At 64.6% G+C, this 13,252-nt stretch carries 11 protein-coding genes; 8 read left to right on the top strand and 3 right to left on the bottom strand.

Translation table 11 applies throughout. From position 1 onward, the window contains the following. On the top strand, nt 1-786 hold the full coding sequence (gene eutC, locus XH85_RS31875) for an ethanolamine ammonia-lyase subunit EutC (RefSeq protein WP_128935016.1): 786 nt from the start codon (nt 1-3) through the stop codon (nt 784-786). A 204-nt stretch (nt 787-990) separates the two neighbouring features. Then, the gene (locus XH85_RS31870) at nt 991-3,357 is read left to right on the top strand and encodes an efflux RND transporter permease subunit (protein WP_128935015.1); all 2,367 of its coding nucleotides are present in this window, start codon (nt 991-993) and stop codon (nt 3,355-3,357) included. 77 nt (nt 3,358-3,434) lie between these two features. On the opposite strand, the gene XH85_RS31865 is transcribed toward XH85_RS31870, so the two are convergent. Further along, a complete protein-coding gene (locus tag XH85_RS31865; RefSeq protein WP_128935014.1) occupies nt 3,435-3,932 on the bottom strand; it encodes a hypothetical protein in 498 nt (165 codons plus the stop codon). 462 nt (nt 3,933-4,394) lie between these two features. On the opposite strand from XH85_RS31865, the gene XH85_RS31855 reads away from it, so the two are divergent. The 6 genes from XH85_RS31855 to XH85_RS31830 all read left to right on the top strand — a co-directional run bounded on the left by XH85_RS31855 (nt 4,395) and on the right by XH85_RS31830 (nt 10,567). Beyond that, nucleotides 4,395-4,628, top strand: coding sequence for a hypothetical protein (locus XH85_RS31855; protein ID WP_128935013.1), 234 nt, complete (start codon nt 4,395-4,397; stop codon nt 4,626-4,628). 192 nt (nt 4,629-4,820) lie between these two features. Then, the gene (gene hpnC, locus XH85_RS31850) at nt 4,821-5,705 is read left to right on the top strand and encodes a squalene synthase HpnC (protein ID WP_128935012.1); all 885 of its coding nucleotides are present in this window, start codon (nt 4,821-4,823) and stop codon (nt 5,703-5,705) included. Next, on the top strand, nt 5,695-6,534 hold the full coding sequence (hpnD, locus tag XH85_RS31845) for a presqualene diphosphate synthase HpnD (RefSeq protein ID WP_128935011.1): 840 nt from the start codon (nt 5,695-5,697) through the stop codon (nt 6,532-6,534). Before hpnC ends, hpnD begins: the two co-directional genes overlap by 11 nt. Continuing rightward, the gene (gene hpnE, locus XH85_RS31840) at nt 6,534-7,802 is read left to right on the top strand and encodes a hydroxysqualene dehydroxylase HpnE (protein WP_128935010.1); all 1,269 of its coding nucleotides are present in this window, start codon (nt 6,534-6,536) and stop codon (nt 7,800-7,802) included. Before hpnD ends, hpnE begins: the two co-directional genes overlap by 1 nt. Nucleotides 7,803-7,853: 51 nt before the next feature. After that, complete coding sequence (gene shc / locus XH85_RS31835; protein ID WP_128935009.1) at nt 7,854-9,821, top strand: squalene--hopene cyclase; 1,968 nt, start codon at nt 7,854-7,856, stop codon at nt 9,819-9,821. After that, nucleotides 9,818-10,567, top strand: coding sequence for a phosphorylase (locus XH85_RS31830; protein ID WP_164939978.1), 750 nt, complete (start codon nt 9,818-9,820; stop codon nt 10,565-10,567). Before shc ends, XH85_RS31830 begins: the two co-directional genes overlap by 4 nt. Before the next feature lie 351 nt (nt 10,568-10,918). On the opposite strand, the gene hpnH is transcribed toward XH85_RS31830, so the two are convergent. Together hpnH and ispH are read right to left on the bottom strand one after the other, a co-directional pair. Beyond that, nucleotides 10,919-12,079 carry an adenosyl-hopene transferase HpnH gene (gene hpnH / locus XH85_RS31825; RefSeq protein ID WP_128935007.1) on the bottom strand — a complete coding sequence of 387 codons (1,161 nt, stop codon included), beginning with the start codon at nt 12,077-12,079 and terminating at the stop codon, nt 10,919-10,921. 35 nt (nt 12,080-12,114) lie between these two features. Further along, the gene (gene ispH, locus XH85_RS31820; RefSeq protein ID WP_091890726.1) at nt 12,115-13,041 is read right to left on the bottom strand and encodes a 4-hydroxy-3-methylbut-2-enyl diphosphate reductase; all 927 of its coding nucleotides are present in this window, start codon (nt 13,039-13,041) and stop codon (nt 12,115-12,117) included. Between the last annotated feature and the right edge of the window lie 211 nt (nt 13,042-13,252).

The following is a 13,252-nucleotide window of genomic DNA, read 5'->3' as shown; positions in this document are numbered from 1 at the left end:
ATGTCTGATCCGGCCCCGCCGCGCCGTCCGACGCTCGATCTGCGGGCGTTCACGCCCGCGCGCGTTGCGCTGGGCCGCAGCGGGGCAAGCGTGCCGACAAGAGCGCTGCTCGACTTCACGCTGGACCATGCCCGCGCCCGCGATGCCGTGCATGCCGCCTTCGATGTGCCGCCTCTGGTCGCCGATCTCAGTGCACTTGGCCTGGTCGTGACCGAGGTGAGGAGCCGGGCGGTCGAGCGCAGCGACTATCTGCGGCGGCCGGACCTCGGACGACAGCTTGATGCCGGATCAGCGGAGCTTCTAGCACGAGGTGCCTCGGCGCCGTGCCAGCTGGCAGTCGTGATCGGCGACGGCCTGTCGGCGGCAGCGGTCCACGCCCATGCGGTGGCGCTGCTGACGTGTCTGCTGCCGCTGCTCGCGGCCGATGGCGCCGTCGCGATCGGCCGTGTCGTTGTCGCCTCAGGCGCGCGCGTCGCCCTTGGTGACGAGATCGGCACGATTCTCGGGGCGCACATGGTCGCGATGCTGATCGGCGAGCGGCCCGGCCTGTCGGCGCCTGACAGTCTCGGCGCCTATCTGACCTTCGCGCCGAATCCTGGGCGCACCGATGCCGAGCGCAATTGCGTGTCCAACATCCATCATGCTGGGTTGAGCTATGACGAGGCCGCCTTCAAGATCGCCTGGCTGGTGCGCGAGGGGCTTGCCCGAAAGGTTACCGGCGTGGCGCTGAAGGACGAGAGCGCGGACCGTGCGCCACGTCGAATTGGCACGGCTTGGCCCGAATGACGGGCGTTCCGGCAAAATCGCCGCATCTTGATCGATTTGGCCACATTTCGCCGGCTTGCGAGAGGGGTGATTGACCTGCTAAACCCTCGCGGCGATTTTCCGCGCATTTTCAAAGGGCAAGCCTCCCATTGGTATGGCGTTTTCAAGCCGTTCGCGGGGCGCAATAAGCTCTCAAGACGAGCCGATTTAGGAACTGGACAAGGCATGCTCGAAAAGCACAGCGAGAATGAGGTTCACGTCGACAAGGTCGAGCAGGGACCTGCGTCCTCGATCGCCTTCGGGCTGGAGCGGCTCGGGCTGATCGCCGTCCGGACCCCGATCGTTTCCTGTATCGTCCTGCTCGCGCTGATCGTCGGCGCCGTGTTCGGCATCCAGCGGATCAAGATCGACGATTCCCTGTCGCAGCTGTTCCGCTCCAACACCCGCGAATTCCGCCAATACGAAGAGGTGACCAAGAAGTTCCCGGCCGAGGAGTTCGACGTTCTCGTCGTGGTTGAGGGCAAGAATCTGCTGGCGCGGGACAACCTGGAGAAGCTGCGCGACTTCATCACCGACATGCAGCTCGTCGAAGGCACCCGCGGACTGGTTTCGCTGTTCTCGGCGCGCCAGGCGCCGGCGCCGGGCAAGCTGCCGGCGGCACTGTTCCCGCCCGAGCTGCCCGAGGGCGCGGCCTATGACAAGTTCATCGAGACCGTCAAAAACAACGAGATCATCCGCGGCAAGCTGTTGTCGGAGGACGGGACACTTGCGTTGGTTGTGCTGTCGCTGGATCCGGAAGTGGTCGCCTCCAGCAAGCTGACCAAGACCGTCGCCGACATCCGCGCCCTGATGAAGGAGGACCTCGGCGACACCGGGCTCAACGTGCAGCTCTCCGGCGTGCCGGTGATGCAGCTCGAGATCCGCAATGCGGTCGAGCGCGACGGGCTCACCTACAACGTCCTCGGCATCCTCGCCGGCTGTATCATCGCCATCATCTTCTTCCGCAAGATCTCGTTCATGGTCGCGGCGGCGTTCCCGCCGATGATCGCGATCCTGCTGGCGCTCGGTGTGCTCGGCTGGGCCAATTTCAATCTCAACATGTTCCTGAACGTGATGACGCCGCTCATCATGGTCATCAGCTTCTCAGACTCGATGCAGCTGACCTTCGCCGCGCGCGATCGGCTGATCGCGGGCCAGGACAAGTTCACCGCATTCAAGAACGCGGTGCTGGTGGTGGGCCCGGCCTGCGTGCTGACGCACGGCACCGCCGGGATTTCCTTCATCGCGCTGCAATTCTCCGACTCCGACCTGATCCGCAAGTTTGGCGAGGCCGGTCTTGCCGCCACCATCATCGCGCTGGTCGCGGTGCTGTCGCTGGTGCCGGTGTTCGGCGTGTTGTTCGTGCGCAATGAGAGGGTCTTTGCGGTCAAGTTCCAGGGCGCCGATGCCGGCGTCCAGGCGCTGCGCAATTTCTGCTACTGGATCGCGGTGCGCATGGTCGGCCGGCCCGGCCTGTTCAGCCTCATCGCGGTGCTGTTCGTCGGCAGCCTCGGCGTCATCTACGCCAATCTGGAGCCGCGCTACCGCCTTGCCGACCAGGTGCCGGACAAGCGCCAGGCGGTCGCCGCCAGCGACCGGCTCGACGCCAAGCTGACCGGCGCCAATCCGGTCAACGTTCTGATCGCGTTCCCCAAGGGCGAATCGCTCTATTCGCCGGAGACGCTCCAGACCATCGCCGACGTGCATGCGACCGTGGAGAAGGCGGCCGGTGTCGGCAACGTCTGGTCGCTCGAGACCCTGCGCCGCTGGCTCGCGGAAAAGGCCGGCAGCGCCGACGTCGCGACGCTCAAGGAATATGTCAACGTCATCCCCGAGCATCTGGTGCGGCGCTTCATCGACGCCGAGCAGGACGCGGTCGTGGTGGCCGGCCGCGTGCCGGACAAGGATTCCAGCCAGCTCCTGCCAATCGTCGACAAGCTCGATACCGAGCTCGACACCATCCGCAAGAAACATCCCGGCTACGAGATTGCGGTGACGGGCCTCGCTGCGATTGCCGCGCGTAACTCGGCCAGCATGATCGAGAAGCTGAACCGTGGTCTCACCGTCGAATTCGCGCTGGTCGCGATCTTCATTGGCCTTGCCTTCCGCTCCTGGGTGGTGATGTTGGCCTGCATCCTGCCGGGCATCTTCCCGGTGGTGATGTCGGGCACGGTGCTGTGGGCGATGGGCGAGGGCCTGCAATTCGCCAGCGTCGTTGCGCTCACCGTCTCGTTCGGCCTGGGCTTGAGCGCCACCATCCACTTCCTCAATCGCCTGAGACTCGAGAGTAAGCCGGGCGTCGGCTCGGGGCTGGCGGTGGAGCGGGCGACCGTGCTGGTCGGTCCGGCGCTGATCCTGACCACGGTGGTGCTGGCCTGCGGCCTCGTCGTCACCGTGTTCTCCGATCTGCCGTCGCTGCGGCTGTTCGGCTGGCTCAGCGCCTTCTCGATGGTGATGGCCCTCGTCGCCGACCTCTTCATCCTGCGGCCGACCGCGATGTGGCTGATCAATCTGCACGCCAGGCTTCAGGGACCCGACAAGCCGGCGATCTGAGCCGCAGGGAGCGCTACAGCAAAAAACCCCCGGCTCGCGAGAGCCGGGGGCTTTGTTGTTCTTGAGCCGGAAGGGCGTCAGCCCTTCGTCATCGTGATGTTGACGCCGCGGATCTCGCCCTTGGAGGAGATCTGCACCGTCTGCTTGCTGCCGTTGGTGCGCAGTGACAGATTGGCGGCGAAGCCGTTGGCCTCGACGAACACGTCGATCTGGCCGCCGCCGGCGGTGCCCTGGAGGTTGCCGAAGATGTTGCGGCTCGCCTCGCTCCAATTGCCGGAGATGCGGTCGCCCTGGCTCGTCACGTCGCTGGTGAGGTCGAACTTGTAGCTGTCGGACGCGCAGTGCAGCGCCTGCTTGAGGCTGAGGCCGCTGCCGGCGACCTTGTAGTCGGCCTTGCAGCGGATGCGCTCGGTGGAGCCGTCGGACAGCGACACCGTCCCGGTGCCGGTCCACGCGCCGTCGAAACCGGCAAATGGCCCGGACGATTGAGCATGGCTTGCCGACACCGAGAAGAGCAGCGCAGCCCCGATGCCCGCCGCCTTGATTGCCAGTCCAGATCGCCCAAAGAATGTCATCTCAAATATCCCGTTTTGGAACGACGCCCGCTTACGATTGAGAACGTCTCGCCACATCGAAAGTTTAGTGTTCCCAGCCCCTGTCAGGTTCAACGCCTGACTGCCTGAGATGGCGGTCCCACCCGGTCCTCGCACCGTGGTGCGACCCTGCAATTTCCTGTGTTTCGGTGTGTTTCTGGCTGTAACGGCGGGCGGCGAGATGCAGCTCTGCAACAGCCGTGCAGTAAAATGCGGCGTTCCTGAATTATGACGTAGTATCAAGCCCTTACATCTGCCAATGAAGGCGTAGGGAAGACCTGATTTGGTGGGTGTGGCGCCAATTTGGCCGCATTTGCCAGTGCTTGTGCCTTCTCTGAGGCCGCACCTCCCGCGGCGACTTGCCATCAGAACAATCCCGTTCCGGCCATCCGCCCTGTGCAGCCCGGGATCGGTGCGATTCTGTCGTCAGAATGAAGGAATACAATGCGTAAGCTTCTCGTCGCTCTCACCCTGCTGTCGGCCTCCCTTTCGACGGCTGCGCTCGCTCAGCAAGGGCGTGGCACGGACGCCGAGCAGAAGGCCTGCACGCGCGATGTGCAGAAGTTCTGCCGTCCGGTCATCGACCAGGGCGATTTCACCGTCCTGGCCTGCCTTAAGGAGAACCGGGCCAAGATCTCGCAGGCCTGCGACCAGGTCCTGAAGAACCACAACCAGTAAGCTCGGCCGCTGGCCCACAAAGGCGGCTCCCGGGCCGCCTTTTCGGGTGCGATCCACGAAGGGCAGCCATCGAGAGACAGGATTGGTTTTGCGGCCGTATTCCCCTATATGGGGGCCGCGGCGGCACTGCTGGCATGAGCCCGCGCGAGTGAAAAAGCCCTTCCTGTCCAAACGATTGTAAACCAGCCCTCGATGACCTCTGCGAGCGAATTGCGATCCGGTAAGGGTGACCGCGACGAGAATTTTCCCGTCGCGTCCTGGATCATTCATCCGCGTCATCGCGCGCTGATTCTGGCGTATTACAATTTCGTCCGCACCGCCGACGACATTGCCGACCATGCGACGCTGCCGCCCGACGAGAAGCTCGCTTATCTCGACCTGCTCGAGGCGGAACTGCTCGGCAAGGGCGACACCCAGGCCGAAGCCGTCACCTTGCGCAGCGCGCTGGCCGAGCGCGGCATGGCGCCGCGCCATGCGCTCGACGTGCTCATCGCCTTCCGCATGGACGTGACCAAGCTCCGCTACGAGAATTGGGACGAAGTCATCCACTATTGCCGCTACTCGGCGATGCCGGTCGGCCGCTTCATGCTCGATGTCCATGGCGAGAGCACGTCGACCTGGGCTGCCTCGGATGCGCTTTGCGCGGCGCTCCAGATCAACAATCACCTCCAGGATTGCGGCAAGGATTTTCGCGAGCTCAACCGCGTCTATCTGCCGCGCGATGCGCTGGCTGCGAGCGGCGCCTCGGTCGAGCAGCTAGGGCTGACGCAGTCGCCGCCGGCGATGCTGGCCTGCCTTCAAGCGCTCGCCGTGCGCAACGAAGCGCTGCTGAACGAGAGCAAGTCGCTCAGCGCGGAGGTGAGGGACTTCCGCCTCGGCGTCGACATTTCGGTAATCCAGGCCTATGCCGATCGCATCGTGCGCCTGCTCAAGGTACGCGATCCCCTGCGCGAGCGCGTGCATCTGAACAAGCTCGAGCTGCTCACCTTCAGCCTCGCCGGCATGATCGGCGAAGTCGGCCGTCGCGCGATCGGACGCAAGGCCATTTCCAGACCGGGGACTGCACATGACGCTTGAGGCGACCTCGCCCGGCGCCAATTATGGCTCGACCGCATCCGGCAGCTCGTTCTACGCCGCGATGCGCATCCTGCCGCATGACCAGCGCGAAGCGATGTTCCAGATCTACAGCTTCTGCCGCCAGGTCGACGACATCGCCGATTCCGACGGCCCGCGCGAGGAGCGGCTCGCCGCACTTCAGCAGTGGCGCAACGACATCGATGCGCTCTATCAGGGCAATCCGCCGCCGCGGCTGAGGGACTACGTCGCCTCGGTGAAAACCTTCGGGCTGAAGCGCGAGGACTTCCTCGCCATCGTCGACGGCATGGAGATGGACGTGCCGCAGGACATCCGCGCGCCCGACATGGCGACGCTCGATCTCTACTGCGATCGCGTCGCCAGTGCCGTGGGGCGCCTGTCGGTGCGGGTGTTCGGCCTGCCGGAAGAAGACGGTATCCTGCTCGCCCATCATCTCGGCCGCGCGCTCCAGCTCACCAACATCCTGCGCGACATCGACGAGGACGCTGGCCTCGGCCGGCTCTATCTGCCGCGCGAGGCGCTGCTGCATGCCGGCATCACCTCCGACGATCCCAGCCGCGTCATCACCGAGCGCGCGCTGCCGAAGGTCTGCCTGCCGCTGACGCAGCGTGCGAAATCGCATTTCGAGAAGTCGGACGAGATCATGAACCGCAACAAGCGCCGCACCGTGCGCGCGCCGCGGATCATGTCGAAATATTATCATTCCATTCTGGACCTCCTGATCGCGCGCGGCTTCAACGCGCCGCGCGAGCCGGTGCGTGTGTCGAAGATCACACGCATTCTGATCCTGCTCCGTTACGCTTTCATCTGATGCAAAAGACAGCTCACATCATCGGTGCTGGAATTTCCGGCCTCTCCGCCGCCGTGCGGCTCGCCAATGCCGGCTTCAAGGTCGCCGTGCACGAGGCGACACATCAGGCCGGCGGCCGCTGCCGGTCCTATTTCGACGGCGCCACCAATCTCACCATCGACAATGGCAATCATCTGCTGCTGTCGGGCAACAGCCATGCGCGCGCCTATGCGCGCGCGATCGGCACCGAAGCCGGCCTTGTCGGCCCCGAGCGCGCGCAGTTTCCCTTCGTCGACATCAAGACCGGGCAGCGCTGGCAGATCGACCTCGGCGATGGCCGGCTGCCGACCTGGGTTCTCGACGAAAGCCGCCGCGTGCCCGACACCGGCCTCACCGATTATCTCAAGCTGGCGCCGCTGGTCTGGGCGTCGGAGGAGACGCTGGTCGGCAAGTCGATTCCTTGCGAGGGCATCCTCTATCAGCGTTTGGTGCAGCCGCTGCTGCTTGCGGCGCTCAACGTCGATCCGCCCGAGGGCTCGGCCGGGCTCGCCGGCGCGATCGTGCGCGAGACGCTGCTCGCGGGCGGACAGGCCTGCCGTCCCCTGATCGCGCGCGACGGCCTCAGCGCCGTGCTGATCGAGCCTGCCGTGAAATTCTTGGCTGAGCGCGGCCACACGGTTCAGCTCGGCCATGAGCTGCGTTCGTTTGCAACCAGTGACGGCAAGGTTGGTGCGCTGAATTTCGGCGGCGAGGACGTGATCCAGCTCAGCGAGGGCGACGTCATCGTGATGGCGGTGCCGCCGCGCGCTGCCGCGAGCCTGCTGCCCGGCCTGAAGACGCCGACCGAATTCCGCGCCATCGTGAACGCGCATTTCCGCTTTGAGCCGCCGCCGGGCTCTGCGCCGATCCTTGGCGTGATCGGCGGCGTGGTGGAATGGCTGTTCGCGTTCCCGAACCGGCTTTCCGTCACCATCAGCAACGGCGACCGCCTGGTCGACATGCCGCGCGAGGAGCTCGCGCAGGCGATCTGGGACGACGTCTGCAAGGCCGGCGGCCTCTCCGGTGAGCTGCCCCCTCAATTGCCCCCTTGGCAGATCGTGCGCGAGCGCCGCGCCACTTTTGCCGCGACGCCGGCGCAGAATGCCTTGCGTCCGGCGCCGGTCACCGCGCTGAAAAATCTGTTCCTCGCCGGGGATTGGACTGCTACGGGATTGCCTGCAACCATCGAGGGATCGGTCCGATCGGGTGATCGCGCCGCCGATCTGATTCTCGCCGCACAGCGGCCCTGACGGGCAAATGTCCCGGTCAATTTCAATCGACTATCGGAGCAATCGAGCGACATGGATTCCGTGAACGCGACCAGCCGCGAAGCCCTGGATCCGAGCAGCTTGGAATCGAGCATTGCATCGGCAACGCAAGGCGTCCTCGGCTTCCAGCAACCGGACGGCCATTGGGTGTTCGAGCTCGAGGCCGACTGCACGATTCCGGCCGAGTATATCCTGCTGCGCCATTATCTCGCCGAGCCCGTCGACACGGTGCTCGAGGCCAAGATCGGCAACTATCTGCGCCGCGTCCAGGGTGCCCATGGCGGTTGGCCGCTGGTGCATGACGGTGAGTTCGACATGAGCGCCAGCGTGAAGGCCTATTTCGCGCTGAAGATGATCGGCGATTCCATCGATGCCCCGCACATGGTGCGTGCGCGCGAGGCCATTCATGCCCGCGGCGGTGCGATTCACAGCAACGTCTTCACCCGCTTCCTGCTCGCGACATTCGGTGTGGTGACTTGGAGCGCGGTGCCGGTGCTGCCGATCGAGATCGTGCTGCTGCCGTTCTGGTCGCCGTTCCACCTCAACAAGATCTCCTATTGGGCGCGCACCACCATGGTGCCCCTGATGGTGATCGCCGCGCTGAAGCCGCGCGCGAAGAATCCGAAAGGGATCGGCATCGACGAGCTGTTCCTGCAGGATCCGCGCTCGATCGGCATGACCGCGAAGGCGCCGCACCAGAGCATGGCCTGGTTCCTGCTCTTTCGCTCGCTCGATGCGATTCTGCGCGTGATCGAGCCGATGTTTCCCAAGAGCCTGCGCAAGCGCGCGATCGATGCGGCGCTCGCCTTCATCGAGGAGCGGCTCAATGGCGAGGACGGCATGGGTGCGATCTATCCGCCCATGGCCAACATCGTCATGATGTACGACGCGCTCGGCAAGGACGCGAATTATCCGCCGCGCGCGATCACGCGCCGGGGCATCGACAAGCTGCTCGTAATCAGAGACGACGAAGCCTATTGCCAGCCCTGCGTTTCGCCGGTGTGGGATACGACGTTGACTGCGCATGCGCTGCTGGAAGCCGGCAACGCGCAAGCCGTGCCGGCCGCCAAGCGTGGCCTCGACTGGCTGATCCCGAAGCAGGAGCTCGAGGTGAAGGGCGACTGGGCGGCGAAGCGGCCCGACGTGCGTCCGGGCGGCTGGGCCTTCCAGTACAACAATGCCCATTATCCCGATCTCGACGACACCGCTGTCGTGGTGATGTCGATGGACCGCATGCGCCGGGAGCACGGGGTGACCGGCTATGACGCCGCGATCGACCGCGGCCGGGAGTGGATCGAGGGCATGCAGAGCGACGACGGCGGCTGGGCCGCCTTCGACGTCAACAACCTCGAATATTACCTGAACAACATTCCGTTCTCCGACCACGGTGCGCTGCTCGACCCGCCGACCGAGGACGTCACCGCGCGCTGCATCTCGATGCTGGCCCAGCTCGGCGAGACCGAGAAGACCAGCAAGCAGGTGGCCGATGGCGTTGCCTATCTCCGCAAGACCCAGCACCCGGAGGGCTCCTGGTACGGCCGCTGGGGCATGAACTTCATCTATGGAACCTGGTCCGTGCTCTGTGCCCTCAACATGGCCGGCGTCGACCACAAGGACCCCATGATTCGCAAAGCCGCGGCCTGGCTGGCCTCGATCCAGAACGAGGACGGCGGCTGGGGCGAGGACGCCGTCAGCTACCGCCTGGATTACAAGGGCTGGGAGGCCGCGCCCTCGACCGCTTCGCAAACGGCATGGGCTTTGCTTGCCCTGATGGCGGCAGGCGAGGTTGATCACCCTGCCGTCGCCCGCGGGGTGGAGTACCTGATTGCAACACAAAACAAAAAAGGACTGTGGGACGAGCAGCGGTACACCGCCACAGGCTTCCCCCGCGTCTTCTATCTACGGTATCATGGTTACCCAAAGTTCTTCCCGCTGTGGGCGCTGGCGCGGTATCGGAACTTGCGGAACACCAACAGCAGGGTGGTAGGGGTCGGAATGTGACTTTGGGGACGGGGGACTATTTTACCGCGGGTAATGCCATCGACCCGCGGCCGATACTGATCGTGACTGGACTGGTTCAGGAGGCCCGCATTGCAGCCGGGCCGGGAATGGCGGTCATCTGTTCATCCAGCAGCCCGACCCAGTTGCGGGCGTTGCTGACGGTGGTAGATCCCGAGACGATTCGCGGCGTGATCTCCTTCGGTGTGGCCGGCGGGCTCGACCCGACGCTGCGCTCCGGCGACGTCGTGCTGGCAACCGAAGTGCTGTCCGGCGACACCCGCTGGGCCGCCGGGCTGTCGCTCGGCGACGATCTCATCGAACGCCTGACCTCGGGACGCCGCCGCGTGGTGCGCGGCAGCCTCGCCGGTGCCGAGCAAGTGGTCACCGGGCGCTCCTGCAAGGCGGCGCTGCATTCGGAGACCGGAGCTGCGGCCGTCGACATGGAAAGCCATATCGCGGCCGCCTATGCCGCCGAGGCCGGACTGCCCTTTGCCGCGGTCCGCGTCATCAGCGACCCCGCCCACCGTGCGCTGCCGGCACTCGCTCGCGCCGCGATCAAGCCGAACGGCCAGATCGACCTTGCGGCCGTGCTGCGCGGCATCGTGCGCAACCCGGCGACGCTGCATGCGCTGGTCTCGACCGGCCTCGACTTCAACCGCGCGCTGCGCTCGCTTCGCGGCTGCCGCGACTACCTGATCGGCACCGAGCTGGTCGGCAGCGAGGCCCTGGTCTCCGAGGCGGCCTGAGCGGGGTAGGCGCACTTTCTCCCGTCATTGCGAGCGCAGCGAAGCAATCCAGAGTTGTTTCCGCAGAGACAGTCTGGATTGCTTCGCTCCGCTCGCAATGACTATGCGGAGGCAGTACGCGTCCCACTCTCCGCTGTCATCGCCCGGCGCCGTTCGCCGGCCGCGTTTCTACTGTGCATGGGGTTGTTTTTCACTTTTTTGCAGGAGGGCTCCTGAGCCGGCCACGCGAGGAACGAAGGGGCCTCGCCTACGCACCGCGCTGCTCTTCCCCTGGCGCCTGAGCTGAACAAAAGAAAAGGCCCGGTCGCGATTCGCGACCGGGCCTTTTTTCGTTGGTGCCGACCAGCGCGCTTACGCGGCGGTCGAAGCCTTCTGCGCGGCCTTCGCCTGCGCGGCAGCCGCCTCGTCCTTGCGGATCTCGGAGAGCTTCTTCTGGACCTGCTCCGAGAAGATGTACTGCGCCGGGCGCTGCTTGGACATGTCGATCTCCGGCGCCATCGGGCCCGACGTCTTGATGCCGCGCAGCGACACCCACATCGCCTTCAGCGGGTTGTGGAGGGCTGCGGTGGCCGCGGTCGGCTCGTAGCCGCAATGGGCCATACAGTCGGCGCACTTCTCGTATTTGCCGGTGCCGTAGCTGTCCCAGTCGGTGGTCTCCATCAGCTCCTTGAAGGTTTTTGCGTAGCCTTCACCGAGCAGATAGCAGGGCTTCTGCCAGCCAAAAATGTTGCGCGCGGGCATGCCCCACGGCGTGCACTCGTATTCCTGGTTGCCGGCGAGGAAGTCCAGGAACAGGCCGGAGTGCATGAAATTCCACTTCTTGCCCTTGCCCATCGCGAAGACGTCGCGGAACAGCTTCTTGGTCTTGGTGCGGTTGAGGAAGTGCTCCTGGTCCGGCGCGCGCTCATAGGCGTAGCCCGGCGACATCGAGACGCCGACGCCGAGCTCGACGGTGAGGTCGAGGAATTTCGCGATCTCCTCGGCCGGATGGCCGTCGAAGATGGTGGCGTTGACGTTGACGGTGAAGCCGCGCGCCTTGGCCGCCTTGATCGCGGAGACGGCGCGGTCGAACACGCCCTTCTGCGACACCGCCTTGTCGTGGTGATCACGCAGGCCGTCGAGATGCACCGAGAAGAACAGATACGGCGAGGGCTCGAACAGATCGAGCTTCTTCTCGAGCAGCAGCGCGTTGGTGCAGAGCGAGACGAACTTCTTGCGCGCGACGAGGCCGCGCACGATCTCGCCAATCTCCTTGTGGATCAGCGGCTCGCCGCCGGGAATCGCGACCATCGGCGCGCCGCATTCGTCGGCGGCATCCCAGCACTCCTGCGCCGTCATGCGGCGGTTGAGGATCGCGTCGGGATAATCGATCTTGCCGCAGCCGACGCAGGCGAGGTTGCAGCGAAACAGCGGCTCCAGCATCAGCACGAGCGGATAGCGTTTGCGGCCAAGCAGTTTCTGCTTGAGCAAATAGCCGCCGATACGCATTTCCTTGAAGAACGGGATAGCCATTACAAGTTTCTTTCTGGGCTTTGAATTCGGATGGGTCAGCTCGCAGCCAATTGGGCCGGAAGCCGGAATTCGATGTTTTCCTCGCGGCCCGGCAACACCGAGACCTTCACTGGTCCGATCCGCCGCATCGCTTCAATCACGTCATCCACGAGTACCTCGGGCGCCGAAGCGCCGGCCGTGACGCCGACCGTCCTGGCATCCTTCAACCACGCCGGATTGAGCTCGCTGCCGTCGGCAATCAAATAACTCGCGACGCCGGCTTCGGTGCCGATTTCGCGGAGCCGGTTCGAGTTCGAACTGTTGGCAGCGCCCACCACCAAGATCACGTCGACCAGCTTGCTCAAATCCCTTACCGCAGTTTGGCGGTTCTGTGTCGCATAGCAGATATCCCGGATATCCGGACCTTGAATATCTGTAAAGCGGGCCTGGAGGGCCGCGATGATGTCCTTGGTGTCGTCGACCGACAGGGTGGTCTGGGTGATGTAGGCCATTGGCGTATCCGCCGGCAGCGTCAGGGCGTTAACCTCTTCAACGCTTTGAACAAGCTGCACTGGCCCCGGGACCTGGCCCATCGTGCCCTCGACCTCGGGATGGCCGGCATGGCCGATCAGAATCAGCGTGCGGCCCTTGGTGATGTAGCGTTTCCCCTGATTGTGAACTTTCGTGACCAGGGGGCAGGTGGCATTCAGCACCGGAAGATCGCGCGCGGCGGCCTCTTCCTCGACGCTGCGGGCGACGCCATGGGCGCTGAAAACGGTCACCGCCTTCGGCGGCACTTCTGACAATTCCTCGACGAAGATCGCGCCCTTGTTCTTCAGGCTCTCGACCACGTATTTGTTGTGCACGATCTCATGGCGCACGTAGACGGGCGGGCCGTACTTCTCCAGGGCCCGTTCCACGATCTCGATCGCACGCACCACGCCCGCGCAGAAGCCGCGCGGCTGCGCCAGATAAACTTCCATTGGACGCCCATCACGCAAGTTGCATCAATCCGCTTCAAAGTTCCCGGCAGCACCTCGCTACTGACCAATGAGGTGCAATATCCGCACCATTGGTCTCGCGCAGCGGTAGCCACCCACCCCCGTTTGGGCTCCGGCGCATGGAGGCGCAATACTTTGTGTCAAAAAATCGGCAGCAAGGGAAGTCGAACGCTCCTTGAGTTCCCAGAGAAAG

The organism is Bradyrhizobium zhanjiangense (genome assembly GCF_004114935.1).
In the GTDB taxonomy this organism is placed as follows: Bacteria; Pseudomonadota; Alphaproteobacteria; order Rhizobiales; family Xanthobacteraceae; genus Bradyrhizobium; species Bradyrhizobium zhanjiangense.
Note: the sequence above shows the minus strand (reverse complement) of the source record. Positions and strands in the feature narration are given on the sequence as shown.

Coding starts and splice junctions, on each gene's coding strand:
- eutC (WP_128935016.1), top strand. CDS start 1: ATGTCTGATCCGGCCCCGCCGCGCCGTCCGACGCTCGATCTGCGGGCG.
- XH85_RS31870 (WP_128935015.1), top strand. CDS start 991: ATGCTCGAAAAGCACAGCGAGAATGAGGTTCACGTCGACAAGGTCGAG.
- XH85_RS31865 (WP_128935014.1), bottom strand. CDS start 3,932: ATGACATTCTTTGGGCGATCTGGACTGGCAATCAAGGCGGCGGGCATC.
- XH85_RS31855 (WP_128935013.1), top strand. CDS start 4,395: ATGCGTAAGCTTCTCGTCGCTCTCACCCTGCTGTCGGCCTCCCTTTCG.
- hpnC (WP_128935012.1), top strand. CDS start 4,821: ATGACCTCTGCGAGCGAATTGCGATCCGGTAAGGGTGACCGCGACGAG.
- hpnD (WP_128935011.1), top strand. CDS start 5,695: ATGACGCTTGAGGCGACCTCGCCCGGCGCCAATTATGGCTCGACCGCA.
- hpnE (WP_128935010.1), top strand. CDS start 6,534: ATGCAAAAGACAGCTCACATCATCGGTGCTGGAATTTCCGGCCTCTCC.
- shc (WP_128935009.1), top strand. CDS start 7,854: ATGGATTCCGTGAACGCGACCAGCCGCGAAGCCCTGGATCCGAGCAGC.
- hpnH (WP_128935007.1), bottom strand. CDS start 12,079: ATGGCTATCCCGTTCTTCAAGGAAATGCGTATCGGCGGCTATTTGCTC.
- ispH (WP_091890726.1), bottom strand. CDS start 13,041: ATGGAAGTTTATCTGGCGCAGCCGCGCGGCTTCTGCGCGGGCGTGGTG.